Annotated in this window: 7 protein-coding genes; 2 read left to right on the plus strand and 5 right to left on the minus strand. The window is 58.7% G+C overall.

What is annotated here, in order from left to right:
- Positions 1-385 precede the first annotated feature (385 nt).
- A complete protein-coding gene (locus OWC48_RS15040; RefSeq protein WP_282520693.1) occupies positions 386-3,721 on the plus strand; it encodes an AAA family ATPase in 3,336 nt (1,111 codons plus the stop codon).
- A gap of 142 nt (positions 3,722-3,863) precedes the next feature.
- On the opposite strand, the gene OWC48_RS15045 is transcribed toward OWC48_RS15040, so the two are convergent.
- Positions 3,864-4,298 carry a hypothetical protein gene (locus OWC48_RS15045; protein ID WP_282520694.1) on the minus strand — a complete coding sequence of 145 codons (435 nt, stop codon included), beginning with the start codon at positions 4,296-4,298 and terminating at the stop codon, positions 3,864-3,866.
- A gap of 755 nt (positions 4,299-5,053) precedes the next feature.
- Between OWC48_RS15045 and OWC48_RS47050 the strand changes: the two genes are divergently transcribed.
- On the plus strand, positions 5,054-5,254 hold the full coding sequence (locus OWC48_RS47050; RefSeq protein ID WP_282520695.1) for a hypothetical protein: 201 nt from the start codon (positions 5,054-5,056) through the stop codon (positions 5,252-5,254).
- A gap of 343 nt (positions 5,255-5,597) precedes the next feature.
- Here the strand turns inward: OWC48_RS47050 and OWC48_RS15055 are convergent, their stop codons facing one another.
- From OWC48_RS15055 to OWC48_RS15070, 4 genes are all read right to left on the minus strand, one after another.
- The gene (locus OWC48_RS15055; protein ID WP_282520696.1) at positions 5,598-6,155 is read right to left on the minus strand and encodes a hypothetical protein; all 558 of its coding nucleotides are present in this window, start codon (positions 6,153-6,155) and stop codon (positions 5,598-5,600) included.
- A complete protein-coding gene (locus OWC48_RS15060) occupies positions 6,152-9,541 on the minus strand; it encodes a hypothetical protein (RefSeq protein WP_282520697.1) in 3,390 nt (1,129 codons plus the stop codon). The genes OWC48_RS15055 and OWC48_RS15060 overlap by 4 nt, the downstream gene beginning before the upstream one ends.
- Positions 9,542-10,359: 818 nt before the next feature.
- Entirely contained in the window at positions 10,360-10,857 is a 498-nt protein-coding gene (locus tag OWC48_RS15065) for a hypothetical protein (RefSeq protein ID WP_282520698.1), read from the minus strand.
- Positions 10,854-14,393, minus strand: coding sequence for a CHAT domain-containing protein (locus OWC48_RS15070; protein ID WP_282520699.1), 3,540 nt, complete (start codon positions 14,391-14,393; stop codon positions 10,854-10,856). The genes OWC48_RS15065 and OWC48_RS15070 overlap by 4 nt, the downstream gene beginning before the upstream one ends.
- Positions 14,394-14,553 lie beyond the last annotated feature (160 nt).

Here is a 14,553-nt window from a genome sequence, read left to right on the forward strand (position 1 = left end):
TGGTCGCCATGTCGTTCCGCCCCAGCGGCAAGTGTCCGCAAGGCTCGTCGAGGTCTGTTTGAGGGGATATAGCGGACTAGATTTGCTCGCGTCGAGTTCTTCGCATTTTGCCCCGTAGCAGCTGAGGATTTTAGAACGTCCTCCGTGGCGTGCGGTTTTGCTTGTGCGCTGCTCAATTGCGAGGACACGAAGCAGGCCAGCCGCGTCGGCCTATCGTGCGCCGGGACGTACTCCGATCTCGCTAATGAGCAGAATTATGGCCAAAAACTGTCCCCACAGGTGGCATCGTATGAGATAGGATTGCTCACCCACGGAGCCAGGTTCGTCCGCTTCAGTAGCTAGTTGGCAAACTCTAAGACGCCCTGGGTGCACTGAGGACAGGACAATGAGCCATGACGTAAGAGCTTGGCTTGAGCATCTCGGACTCGGGCGATATGCCGAAACGTTCGCCGAGAGCGGCGTCGATTTTGATCTGCTGCCCGATCTCAGTAACAGCGATCTGAAAGATCTCGGGATTGCAAGACTAGGAGACCGCAAGCGTCTGCTCAGGGCGATCGCCGCGCTCATGCGGACCAAGCACTTAGCGGCAATTTCTGCTCCGAGCACATCCGAGGCGGAACGTCGTCAGCTGACGGTGATGTTCTGCGATCTCGTCGATTCTACCGCTCTCTCCAGCACTGTCGATCCCGAACGGCTGAGACAATTACTGCTTGCCTATCAAGCAGCTTGCGTTGCCGCCATTGACCGCTACGACGGCCATCTCGCGAAATACCTTGGAGACGGTCTGCTGGTCTATTTCGGTCTTCCGCGTGCGCATGAGGATGACGCCCAACGTGCGGTGAGTGCTGGGCTGGATATTGTCGAGGCGATCGTGTTGCTGAATCGAGACTTGTCCAAGAAATTCGGTATCGAGCTCAGTGTCCGCCTTGCCGTGCACACCGGGCTTGTGGTGGCAGGCGAGATGGGTGCGGGTGGCACACGCGAGGAAATGGCGATTGTCGGTGAAACACCGAATGTTGCTGCGCGGCTACAGTCGCTGGCCGCCCCCAATGCCTTAGTGATCAGCTCCAGCACACAGCGGCTGGTCGCTGGCTTTTTCACCTTCGAAGACATTGGTGTCCACCAGCTGAAAGGCGTCGCCCGTCCTGTGCAGGCGTGGCGAGTGACCGGCGAGCGTCTGACGGAGAGTCGTTTTGAGGCGCTGCATCCTGGCGGGCCATTCCCGCTGATCGGTCGCGAGGAAGAGGTCAATTTATTGCTGCGCCGCTGGGAGCAGGCGAAGCAAGGCGACGGCCAGGTCGTATTGCTCTGTGGGGAGCCTGGCATCGGCAAGTCGCGGATTGCCGAGGCACTCATCGAGCGAATAGCGGACCTGCCGCATGCACGGTTGCGGTGCCAATGCTCGGCATATTTCGCGACCAGCGCGCTATATCCCTTCGCGCGCCAGTTGATACAGGCGGCCGGGTTCCTGCCAACTGATCCGCCCGCGATCAAATTGAACAAGCTCGAGCAGATGTTGACCGAATCTGGACAGGCAGTGCCCGAGAACGCTTCGCTGTTTGCCGGTTTGCTGTCGATCCCTGTCGCTTCGCACTATCCGAGGCTGGAGCTGACGGCAGAGAGCCTTAAGCAGCGAACCGCGACAGCACTGGTCGATCGAATGCTTGGGTTGGCGACCCGGAAGCCGGTGCTGATCGTGGTGGAAGACGCGCATTGGATCGACGCTTCGAGCGCAGACTTAATAGTGGCCGCGATGGATCGTGTGCAGGATTCTCGGGTCCTGATCCTGATTACGTACCGACCCGACTACATACCGCCATGGAGCGGCCGCCCCCATCTAACCATGCTTACGCTCAATCGGCTAAGCCGAGCGCAGGCAGCTGACATGGTTGGTGCGTTTGCTGCAACCGAAGCACTGCCGGCGGAAATAATTCAACAGATCGTTGCAAAAGCGGATGGCGTGCCGCTTTTCATCGAGGAGCTGACCAAAGCGGTACTCGAGGCCGGCTTGGCCGACGACGAAACTACTTGCGGGCGTGCCGGGCGACTCCAGCTCTCGGTTCCGGTGACGCTGCAGGACGCCCTCGTTGCGCGTCTGGACCGGACAGCCGGGACGAAGGAAGTCGCGCAAGTGGCGGCGGTGCTGGGCCGCGAATTCAGCGAGGCCCTCCTGACGGCTGTCTTGCCACCGAACCGAGACGCACTGACCGCGGCCTTGGATGCGTTGGTTCACGCGGGACTACTGTTCCGCCGCGGCTTGCCTCCTCAACACAGATACGTCTTCAAGCACGCGCTGGTGCAGGACGCCGCCTATGGGACCCTGCTCTTGACCTCCAGACAGCAACTGCATGCGCGGACCGCCCACGTAATTGAGCAGCAATTCCCGGAGGTTGCAGAAGCGGAGCCCGAACTGCTGGCACACCACTACGCGGCCGCCGGCATATACGATCGCGCGATCGCCTATTGGCAGCGGTCCGGCACGCGTGCGCGCGAGCGCTCCAATTACGTCGAGGCTGAGCACGCCTTGATGGCGGCGGTCGCACTTGTGCCGCAACTGCCCGACCAGGCGCGGAAGCGCACTGAGCTTGACCTGCAGATGTCGCTCGGCGCGGTGTATCGCGCCCTCCGTGGCTCGGGCTCACTGCAGACTGAGATCAGCTATAGGCGTGCCCGCGCACTATGTGAGGAGGTTGGCGACGCCGATCGGCTGTTGGAAGTCATGTATGGTCAGTTTGTCGGTGCGTTCAATCGGCCGAAGCTTCATGATGCCGAGCTCTATGCGAGCGAGTTCATGGAGGTTGCGCAGATTGACCAGAATGCATCAGCGCTGAAGGTGGCAGAGTATTTGATTGGCAGCACAGCATTTTTGTTGGGTGATCTTGTTCGCGGTCGCCAACATTTGGAAGAGTCGCTGCGCGTCGATAACGTAGACCATGGGCGCGTCAATCGTTACTCGCACGGCCAGTATCCCACATGGCCACTGACATACTTGGCATGGACCATGTTCGTGCTTGGATTTCCGAATCAGGGGCACGCTTTAGCCGCAGAAGCCATTGCGGCTTCAAGGAAGGGCTCAGACTTCTACTATGCAATGGCACTTAGCAACGGTTGCTATCTGCATCATATGTGCGGAGATTGTGCGGCTGTGGAGGCGAACGTTGCTAGGCTGCTCGATCTTGCGGCGAAGAAAGGGGTCGTGTACCGCGCGCAGATGCGCCTGTTCGAAGGCTGGACGCGGGCATGTCGCGGCGCACCCGAAGGTGGGATAGAGCTGATGCGTGACGCGCTGGCTAAGCTCGTCGCGACGGAGCAGAAGGTCGAGCATCCCTATAAGAGATCAATCCTGGCCGAGATTTGTCTGCAAGCCGGTCGGTGGTCGGAAGCGGAGGAGCAGCTCGGCGAGGGACTACGCCTAGTGCGGGCCACGGACGAACGCTGGTATGAGGCGGAGTTACACCGGCTTGCCGCCGAACTTGCGCTTGCAGAAGGGGACAAGGTGAATGCCGAGGTAAAATTCCGGCGAGCGCTCACGCTTGCGACGGCGCAGTCGGCGCGGATGTGGGAGCTACGCGCGGCGAAGGGACTTGCCCGGCTATGGCGCGAAGCTGGCAAGATCGACGAGGCGCGTGCCCTACTGGCGCCGGTGCTCGGCGGCTTCACCGAAGGTTTCGACACGCGCGATCTCATCGAGGGCAGAGCACTCCTCGATGAGCTGGCCTGATGCAGGGGAGCCAGTTTGGGCGACCGGCGCCAGCTTCTCATGGTCTAGGTCCGTAGTTGGCCCAAATGCGAAGTGCACGATCTCCGCTAGTTAGGTCGCTATCGGGGTAAAAGCGAACGTCGCACACATTCCGCGGGCGATCTTACTGTGCTAGAAATCCGAATGCGACAACCAGTGCCACCATGCTCGCGAAAATCAGCAGTGCCGGGAGGGATTTTCGGGTCATTGGCCTCGTCGAATGGCGCGCAGCCGATTGACCGGGTTGAGGTCCAGGCGGTCTCTGGGACCGCACGAGTTTGCCCTCTGTTGTAGGCGTCCGAGCCTTTGGTCCCGGCGCGGCGCCTACGCCTCCCATCTCGCTGTAATAAACGCTGTAGACCTCGCGAACGGCTAGAGCCGTGGACTCGGCCTCGCTCATTGTCCCGAGCCGAGTTTGATAATTTGTCAGAAACCTTTGGGCGCTGGACGGCAGGTCATCGAAACCACCCAGCTTGGCCATCATGAGCCAGGTGGCAAAATCCGCCTCAGCCTTCGTGCGCGCTCTCTTGGCGATACTGGCGTTGGAGCTAGAGGACATGGTGGTCCGATTGGTTTGAACCCCGCCGCGAAGCTGTCCATCGACACCATCCGCCCGGCGGGGGCAGGCAATTGGCAATCCAGCCACAGTACCGGGAGAGTTCAAACGCGAACCTTACCAACTAGTCGGCTCCTGGCCAGGTTGAATGGGCGGTAGCTATCATAACTCGTGGTCCGCGGATATCCACTCCTCCAAAACGGGAACGGCGAAGGCATTGCTTACTCTGCAATGTTTCGGCAGGCGGCCTAAGATTCGCGTGAGTAGCCACGGTGAGAAGCTACAGATTTTGCGGCCGCGACCACCGCGTTCAAAGAGCAGGGCACTTCGCAATGCGTCAAATGGCAACGATTGGCTGAACGCCTTCGATGTCCGGCCATCGTAAGCTCTCCGCTAGGACCGGTCTGCCATCCGCTTCGTCGACCTTGAACGGATAGATCGCGTCGTCAGTCTGATCAGCACCAAGGCCGACGAGCGCTACAATGGCGTGCTTCGGATGGAAGTTTCCATATCGTTCATGGCGCTCCCCTCTAGGAACACCATATCGTCCGTTTTAGGACATTCGCAAAACGCACGCCTCCCGGGACCGCGCTCATAAGGACCTTCGACGGCGTTCACCGTTTGGCAGGTTCTCAAGCAAAAGTCGCGGAGCGTTGCCCATTTGCAACCCGCGCAGCCGTTCGGAGCTGTAAGCTGATCGATCAGAATGACTGAAACATATTTCGTATTTACTTTGACAATCTCAGCGGGGGCAAAAAGTGTTTGATGTCTATCGCAATGGGAAGCGCGATTTGCTCGTTCTAAGCACAGGGTCCGCGATACCCGGGGCTTACTCTGCAAGCAAGTGGCGCAAGAGCAGAAAAAGAATTTTCAAAGTAAGCGACGAGATTAGGTCAACCGTTCAGCGACAGGGGTATTACGTTCGTCGCTTGCACGTCACGAAGAACGGTTCGATTTAGTCCGAACGCTTCGGGCCGAATCTGCTGATTTATTGAGCTGTACTGGGTCCGCTACGAACGCGAACGGTCAGCCCTGGGCCGCTTTGGGTCAATTGCGTCCTCCCGCGGCTTTGACTTCCGGTCGGCCGCGCCCAGCGGACACTCTTAGCGTGCAGGGGAGGGTCTCAGATGGGCCATTCGGCGACTTCGAGCCGCTCGATGGTTTCTGCTCTTAAAGCCGGTGCTTTAGCCTGATGTGCTTAGTTGTTGTTGGAGCGGATCTTCCACTGATAAGCGTTGGTCGCAAAGCTTATCAGTTACTGTTGCGTCCTTCTAAGGATCAAGATCTCCGCACTGGTGGAGATCAACACTCCGTTGCGTCTTGGTCTAACTGGCTCGCGATCATTCGCAAGCGTCGCGCAATTGTGGCAGCTATTGCACTTCCTTCGGTTTCGACAGATCGATGATAGGACATCGTTACCAGCGCTGTGATGCCTCCTTGAATGCGAACGAAATAGTCCGTGTAATAATTGTGAAGTTCCGATTGGTAGTGATGCGCCCACTGCCAAAGCTTGCCGTCATAGCACTTCGTTCCTGACCGAACTTCGCTCGACACTGTAATTCCACCGCTCAAGTCCTTCCATTCTTTCGGCTGGGCAAGTTGGGACGCATAGACCTCGAGAGTATCCCGTTGTGGATCCACCACTTTGGCCGCGAGGAGCGCCATCATATCTACGGATTTGCGGTTTGCTTCCTGACACGCAAACGCAACGCCATCCTGCTCACAATCCCACGCAGCGGGCATCTCAAACTCGATATAGCTGTTGCGAAATATTTTGACGCCCGACTGCCCGGAAACTGATGAAGTCTGCAGCGTAGCCACCAGTATCATCGCTGTTGCGAAGAAAGGCCGAACGTTCATTTTCGCCTCCAGGTGTTGGCTAGTGGGCCGTCGTCTGGGAAGCCTTGGCGCACCCGGGTCAGCAGATCGAGCGCAGTAAAGATAACGACGTTTGGTCGGGTAATCTCGGAGCGGGCAAGTTCTATCGCTTGCGAGGACCGATCGGACGGAGGTAGGTCCGCCTCGGCATTGATCAGCAGCAAAGTCGGCTCGCTATCGATCGGCAAGGCGTCCAGGTTCGCCTTTGTCGCATGGATCAAGCTCAAGGTAAGCGAAGTAGGGGTAGCAATAGTCAACAAGCCGAAGCTGCTCCAATCCGAATGGTATATCAAGGTTCGTTGCCCAGCGATCAGCTCGCCGCGCGAAAAACCAGCTTCCTGCAGTAGCGCGACAGCCGCTTCCAGTAGTGCGTCGGAAAGAGCTGAAGACAATACACGCGTGCCGGATCGTCCCGCGTCAAGACGCGCGACAGCCCGCGCCGTCTCATCCAAGAGTCCAGCCCGCAATGTCTCGTTGCGGGAGATGGTGACGTTCTCGGCCGCAACGTCCGGTCGGTCATATTGTGGCAACCAATCTGGATCCTTGCTTTCCAAGAAGCGCCTTGCGCGCATTCCCTCTAGATATCGATCGGAGAGGCGGTGATCGCTCCGATCGAGGGCGCTCTCCAGGAGAAATTCACGCAATGCGATCGCCTCGTTCGCAGGCAACTCGACAGTCAGCAGATCATAGACCCCGGAAAACTTGTCATCATCGGCGTGCGTCACACGCAACGTCGGGTCCACGACGAAGGCCTTGTAAGTGTAAAAGTCGCGGATCTTGTCGTGGCGAAAGATGTATCCGTCAGACTTGAACGACGAATCGTTAGAGACGTATCGTTGAATCTGCTTCTCTTCCAACAGTATCTCGGCGATTCGTGGAAAGCGGACTTCATCAACCTCGGTTCTTGCGTCTCGGCGTGCCTCGTAGACGCTACGTGAGAACGCATTTAACGGAAACCGTTCGCCGTTCGTACGATCCTGATACCTTTTTTCGACCAGCCGGTGGCGCTGCTTCTGCAGCCCCCATATGTCCGGCCGTTGGCCGAGAGCCAGCAGCTCAGCGACGGTTTGGAGGTCCATCGGATTTGAGAGCCGGTCGATAAGTGCTCGGGCACGCTCGACGCCTGTACTGTCTTCCGGTGTCGCCGCCTGAGCATCCGCTTCGGCAAGCCGTTCGGCAACGAACGCCTTGGCTTGCGCTACGAACGAATCCCCGCGTATCTTTGCGCCTTCAGGCAAGTTCGACCCGCGGGTAAGCAGAAACTCAACAACCTGTGTCCGCGTTAAGGGCAACAGAAAGAAGAGTGCGGCGTCTCCAGGATAACGCTCAAGTGGCTGCGTCGTGAGGAAAATATTGGCACCGGGGCGTGCGGTGACATAGTCCGTAATTGCCGAGCGAGCTTCAGCGTCGACCTCGTTCAGCCCGTCGATGTAGACGTCGAGCTTGCCAGATGCGACGAGCGAGTCCAAAAAACCCTCATCGGTTATAGCGCCGCTTAACCGGCCTAGCATGGCCTTTCGCAGATCACCTCGCAGCGATGACGCCGTTGCAAAAATGGCCGGTTCGCGAATGCCCCCGGCCCAAAGGATGTGATGTCGCAAGAACATCGTCTTGCCACGCCCGGAAGGGCCAACAAGCACTACCCTTCCTTTCCAGGCTCTCAGAGCCACAACAACGGAGGCAGAGGGCGATGAGTCCTGCGATACCGTCTGGCGATCTAGTTCGCGGATCTGCGCTGCGATCCCGCCTCTTTGGATGGGGGTGGCGCCAGACCCCACGAAATAGGCCTTTTCGTCATAGTCGCTGACGTCTTGTTGGCCGAGCACACCAAGCATCGTGCTGCGGTACGGCCGAAAGAACAGCCGTCGCAAATATGGCGCTGCGAAGATGAACGTGTTGACTTGTCCGAAAAGACCGAGCTGTCGTCCAAACGGGTGGAACAACAGGAACGCGCGTATATTGGCGGAACGTGACATTAAGACGAGAGCCACGAGGGCGGCCAGCCAGACGACGAGTGCTGAAGCTATGCCGGGGATGCGGGTTATTGCCCAGCGCGTCCAATAATGTCTAGAGAACTGGGCCGACAAACCGAGGGGCTCCGCCCGGGCTGCCCAGGCGGAAATTGCGTCTACGCCCGCGAAACTGAACAGCGGTACGGCGTCCAAGAGGTTGGCCGCGGATGAAACGAGCGATTTCCGCAAGTTGGCCACGGTGTTTGGAAATGCACTCGCGTCGAGGTCCGAACTTCGTGACCAGAGCGCATCGAGATATACGAAATGTGCGTAACGGTCGTCCCGGCTCTCCGATTGTCTGCCGACCAGCAAGTCGCGCAGATGCTTGCTAGCTGGCGTATTCGGGTCGAGCAGAAGGACGCAGGCGGCGGTATTCGCAGGATCGGGACGAGTTTTTTCCGTACCTCCGAACAGCGCAAGTCCCACCGGAATTCCGGGCGATCGCGGAAGCGAAACAGCGTATGCACACGCGGAGCCGACAAGGCCAAGGCCCAACTCGATTCGTTTTGTCAGAGCGTGCGAGGTTTGCTTTGCAATCTCATCTCCAGAGAGACGGCTTAAGACCGCGCTCGCATTGGTGAAGTGCTCAAAGTCAGTGAGAAATGGCAGCAACAGCTGCGCGCGGTCAGATATGGCCTTTCGGGCCGCGATAGGATCGACAAAGGCAAGCTCTGTCAGGGTTTCGAGTGCATATGTGCCGGCCTCACTTGTCACGTTCGGCCGCAACAGTTGCTCATCAACAAACGACAGTGCCGCCGACGCGCGGTTATTGCGGATCAAAGCAAGGACAAGCAAACGGCGTAGGTCGATGTCTGCAGAGGTGTCTCTTGCAAGGGGTTCAAGTGCGTCGGCTTGAGCGGCGGTGAGTTGAACGGTCGCGACCGTGTTTGCTGAGTCAAGACGCGAATCTCGGTCATTCGGCGATCGCGATGCTAAAGTTGCAATCAAAGCTTCCGTCTCTTTGGCGGATGCTGACCTGAGCAGGGGCGGACGGGACGCCTGCCGGACGCGAGCGGAAGCTTGCTTGATTTGATCCAAGTCGCTCGCCGGAACGGACTGGTCCAGCCGAGCTGAAGTCACGAGTAAAGCCGCAATCTCGGGGACCCCCAGCGCGGCATTGCGAAGTGCCTCGAATTCAGAGCTCGCGGCCCGGGCTTCGTCTGGCGAAAGATTCTTGTCGCGAAGCCTCGAAAGCAAGCCGTCCGCGCGATGTGCAAGAGGTTTGCCATCTTCTCGGACGACGCGCTTGAAGGTCTCCGTGTGCAATGGGTTGGGATTTGACAAGGTTCCCAGCCACCCCAGAAAACTCCATCCTTGTGCGCGAACTAGGGGGTTTTCGTCGTCGAGGACCGCCATAAGAGATCGGCCGAAAGGTGTGGTCCCGGGCTCGGCACAAAATGCTGGGGCAGTCCCGCCTATGAACCAAACGAAAAGCGGGGCTGCAATCAAGGCACTGAGCCAAGCCTCGTAACGGATAGAGCTCATCTTGGTTTGACCCCCGCCGAGCATATCCTCTGATGCCACCCTGCAGGCCAAGGTACCACGGATCGTCAACCCAAACGAGAGTGGTTAGGCCGCCAGAGGAAGCCGTGCTGGCGCATACCGGTGCTGGTAGCCCTTTCATGGCGGTGTCCCAGGCGGCTCCGTCGTTTGCCGAAGAAAACCGGTTTTATGCTGACCCGGGAGCGACACTATGTGTCTCCGGACGGGGCGAAATTGTTGATGGTCTTCCCTCCATTCTCGTAGAATTGCCGAGGTCGCCCTTAAATGCTGCCCGGTCATTGTCCGGTGCTGCTCCGAAGCCGAATCTTGCTTGAGGCTGCTCGCACAACTGACCAACCGAGCCTCTATTATCGTACAAACGGAGTCAGCTTGCTGAACGACAAGCAACCATACGAAACGGAGTCAGTTAGCCGACTGATAAGGAAATTACACAAACCTTATCAGTTTGCCGAAAAGTCTATGGGGCGATCCTGGCACCCGAGTGGTGGCTGGCACCTGAACCAGCCACGAAAATTATTGAGCAGCACCAGCTTCTAGCCCTTTGGCGAATCTCGGCGATGCGGCCCGAATTTCTGCCTCAAGCCTGGCTTCGCGGGATAAAACTAAGGAAGCGCGCGTAAGGGAAGCGAGCTCGAAGCTAAAACCTGAAAAGTAACGACGCACATCGCACTTCAACCATTGCCAGCGCCTTTGGTGAAGATGCCGAGCAGGGCTTTCACCGGCGCATCAAAGCGCGAATATTCCGCTTCCGTCGTTTCTTGGAACGAGCCATCCTTGTTCCATTTGGTTGTCGTCTTCTCCTTGATGGGCTTGTCGGGTCCCATCATGTAAATCGCGTACAGGGCGATCAGCGTGATCGCGCCGATCTCCAGCATAGGCATCTCGCGGTCCGCGCCGTCGATCGCGCCCTCAACCGCATCCTTATATTCTGGGTCGCTGGCCGCAAAGGAGATCCACATCATCGCGATGTCCCGCACGAGCTCTGGCTTCGCCTCGAGCTCCTTGAGGGCCTGGTCCACCTTCTCAGGATCGCTTGCTGCTCGCTTCAAAACCGCCTTCATTTCATCCGGCGAGCGATCGTCGGACGCCTCGAACACCGACGTCTTGAGGATCTGTAGGATCGTTTCCGGCGTCGCACCCTTGGCGTTCAACTGGTCTGCAATAGTCATATCCATGCTCCTTCAATCGTAAATGCGTGGGCTTGCCATTCCGGAACGCCACGCTTTATTGCGGCTTCCGCCGCAGCCAAGACCGCCTTTGCGAGCGGTTCGCCATCGACGAAACGGGCGATGACATCGTCCAGGACCGGCAGCGCGAGTTCGGCGTCGATCTTCCAGCGCGGAGCCAGCACCGATTTCGTCCCGGCTCGTGCCAACATCGATGCAAAACTGGTACGCTCGTCCAGCCCGGCGACCGACACAAACCCGCCTGAGCACGCGCCGAGAAACAGCGTACGCGGGGCGACCGTCTGTTCACCCAACTGCTTGCGCCCGAAGCGATGTCCTTGAGCTGTCTCGAGCATGACACCGAAGCTGTAGCCCGGGGGCGGGCGGCCGTCGTGATCTATGAGCAGGACGACTTCATGGTCCTCCTTTGTAACTTGCCCATGACAGAGGACTTTTAGGGCATCGCTGGTATCGAGCAGGCGACGGAAAGCAGCTGCGTCTGCCGAACCGGGTTCCGCGTGGTCGCAGTCAAGTCCCTTGCGCTTTGCGATATCGCGCATCGCCATGTCGGAAGCCAGCAGAGCCGCGCGAACCGCAACAGTCTCGTTTGAACGTGGCGCATGCAAAACGCCAAGCCGCGGCCGCGACGGTGCGTCGCCATTCGCCTTCACCGCAGCCTCAATGGCCAGCCAGTCTGATGAATAGGAAACAGTCCATTCCGGCGCGAGCGCGATATGGAATGGAAAGCCAGACAGGGTCGCTTCGTCGATAACGACGACGTGGCCCCCTTCAGGCAGATAGGTCGCGGCGATGATGCGAAGGCCCTGTTTGATCAACTCCCAATCAAGCGCGTCATAGGGCTGACCCTTGCGCCCGCTTCGCCAATTCTCGAGCCGCGTGCCAATTTTCTCCGCCGTGCCGATAAGATCGAGTTCCTCCGACTTGCTGATATATTGAGCCTGTCCGTCACCACCGGCGACGAAAGTGACGAGGCCGAGCAAGCCGTCCGGAACCTCGCACCATTCCAGCACGATGAAGGGCGTGTCGTCACTCCGCATTGTTGCTGCAATCTGCAGACCGCAACTGAAACCGGGACCGTCTCCGCTCGCGCTCTCAATCGCTCTGGAATGGGCATTTCGTCGAAGCTCGGCGACGAGCTGGATGGCTCCCGGGCCAAGCTCCTTTTCGTAGACTGCCATGGCCAAACGTTCGAACGGACCGTCCAGTGGCGAGAGCACGTCCATCGACTCGGCGTTGAGCGATATGCCGGTCGCTCGCTGCGCGATCGCACCCGGGATCATCAAGATCCTCTCGCGAAACGTCTCCGGATTCTCACGAAGCCTATAGATTGCGAGCTCGATGGCGGTGCGCGGATCGGGCAGCCGGCCGGCCTTGAGACTGATCGCGGCGTCACGATACCAGAGCTCTTCGGCCTCCGGCAGCGCGAAAGCTTCCGCGACCTCGGCCGCGCCGTGACTGGCGCCCTGCGCCTGAACATGGTTTCCAACGGCCTCGAACTTGTCGATGATACCCATCAGGCGCGGTAGCAGTGCAAGCGCCACAGGCCGATATTTCTCAAAACCGTCAGGACGATCGACCAGCGTCTTGAGAATGTTGGTGTAGCTGACAAGCGCTTGGTCCGGCATCGTTTCCGGGGAAGGGGCCTTGGCCAGCAGCGTCTCGGCGCGCTCGCGCTGGCCGAGCTGCATCCGTATGGCGACCTCCGTCAGCAGAAGCGACAGGCGGACATCCGCCAGATCAGGGCCGCCCGCGGTCTTTCGCGCCTCGGCAAGTACGTCAGCGGCTTCAGCCGGCCGGCCCGTCTGAACAAAGATCGATGACAGAGAATGAAGCGGCGACCACCGCTGGCTCTCGGAGGTGAGGCTGATGGCCTGCAGCAGACATTGCTCCGCTTTGGCAAATTGGCCATTCTCTCGCAGCAGGATGCCATAGTTCATCCAGGCCGTGGCCTTGTGTCCCTGCGGCGCGTCCGAATCCGCCTCCGTAATTCTCAAAGTAGCCTCAGCCACCTTGAGTGCGGCAGCGGTATTGCCTGCAAGACGTAGCGCGTTACTACGCTCCGTCCAGAGCCGGCGTTGCGCAACATTGCTAAGTCTAGCCTCCCATGGCGCTGGCTCTGCGCCCATTCGCGCAAGCACGGGTTTTGGCGCGCCCAGCAACTTCATTCGCTCGCCAAACCAGGTCAGAAGCGCCGCCTGTTCTTCTGGATTGGCTTTCGTTGCAGGTTCCAGCAGGTCGAAAAACCGCGCGACGGTCTCTGGATCCGAGTACCAAGGAGGCCGCAACAGCCTCAATGTCTCGCCTAGATTGCTCAGGCTTCCATCCTTGTAGCCCGTCACAATGCGTGCCGCGAACCATTCTGGCGTTCGCTTGTCGACGGGATCAGGATCAGGATCGGGGGCAGGTTCGGGTTCGGGCACGGCTGTCTCGGTCGGCTTTCTCCGCTGTCCCGCACTATGGATCACGGCTTCCAGGAGCCCCGGGTATCCGAGATCGTCGGCGGCCTCCTCGAGATATTGCAATTCCTTTTTCTTCTGCGCTGGATCTGGCAGCTTGAGGATCGAATTGGCCGACGCGGCGACGGCGTTCCACGCATGCTCGTATGGAATCGTGGTGGCGAGCCGCCGCGCGCCCAAAAGGAAACGATCTTCCTCGCCAAGCTCGCCTTCGCGACAGGTGCGACGGACCATAAGGTAGGCAGCAGCCCATTCGTCAGCATGCGGATTATCCTTCCCCAGCATGCCATAGACAGTGGCTTCAATGGCGCAATAATGAAACCTTATCCAGAAGTCTAAATCCTTCTCGTCGATGACACGCCGACTGGCGGCGAGCCTATCAATTGCTCGATCGCGAAGCAGCGCGATGACGCCGCAGCTGTCGATCAAGCGAATGAGCACTTCTTCGAGGCTGACTTGCCGCGTTATTGTCGGCAAGCCTAGCGACCAACTCGTCAGAAGACGCAGGGTCAGGTTTTCAATTTGCTTGACGGTCGCTTCAACGCTTGCTTTCTCGCCGTCTGGCGTCGCGGCATGGACGCCAAAATGCGGGACAATGTCCAATGCGCCGACAACAAAGGCCGTCAAAATCTCGCCTTGGAGACTTCGCCAATTGGCCAGATCCTGCGGGACCTTGTTGCCGGTGAAGTCGCCATAGGGGAACGTTCGCGCCGTCGCCTTCACCTTTGCGGCGAACACATCTTTGAACTGGTCAAGAGTTCTGACTTGCTCGGCGACCAGGGGAGACTTGGTCGCAGCCACGAGCGGCGCCAACGTGGTGCGGACGACCGGCTCTGCGTCGAAGCCTCGATCGACCAACAACAGCTTGGCCTCGACTGTGAAGACCCCGGCGAGGCTGGGATGGATTGATGACTGCGCCCCGCAATGGGGACAGTCGAATGCATCGAACTTGTCGGTAAAAAGATCGACAATGTCGGAGATACTGAATGCGAGAACCGGGCGCCATTGCAGGTCGGCTGGCGCAGCTCGTCCGCAATCTCTTGATTGACAGCAAACAGCCATGGAACCACTCAAATGACACGAAGGAATAGGTCGTATTGAATGAATAAATCTCAGGTAGTATACCCTTCGCGCGCTCCCGGGGAAGCCCGGCAAAATCGGCCTCGATCCGGCGAGAAAAAAATCGATGAGCTGGGCGCGACCAGTCGCGTTTTTGAGATCG

Source organism: Bradyrhizobium sp. Arg816, assembly GCF_029989365.1.
In the GTDB taxonomy this organism is placed as follows: domain Bacteria; phylum Pseudomonadota; class Alphaproteobacteria; order Rhizobiales; family Xanthobacteraceae; genus Bradyrhizobium.

Bases quoted from the DNA above. Each gene is read 5' to 3' on its own strand.
- OWC48_RS15055 (WP_282520696.1), bottom strand. From the start codon at position 6,155: ATGAACGTTCGGCCTTTCTTCGCAACAGCGATGATACTGGTGGCTACG.
- OWC48_RS15070 (WP_282520699.1), bottom strand. From the start codon at position 14,393: ATGGCTGTTTGCTGTCAATCAAGAGATTGCGGACGAGCTGCGCCAGCC.
- OWC48_RS15040 (WP_282520693.1), top strand. From the start codon at position 386: ATGAGCCATGACGTAAGAGCTTGGCTTGAGCATCTCGGACTCGGGCGA.
- OWC48_RS15065 (WP_282520698.1), bottom strand. From the start codon at position 10,857: ATGACTATTGCAGACCAGTTGAACGCCAAGGGTGCGACGCCGGAAACG.
- OWC48_RS15045 (WP_282520694.1), bottom strand. From the start codon at position 4,298: ATGTCCTCTAGCTCCAACGCCAGTATCGCCAAGAGAGCGCGCACGAAG.
- OWC48_RS15060 (WP_282520697.1), bottom strand. From the start codon at position 9,541: ATGGCGGTCCTCGACGACGAAAACCCCCTAGTTCGCGCACAAGGATGG.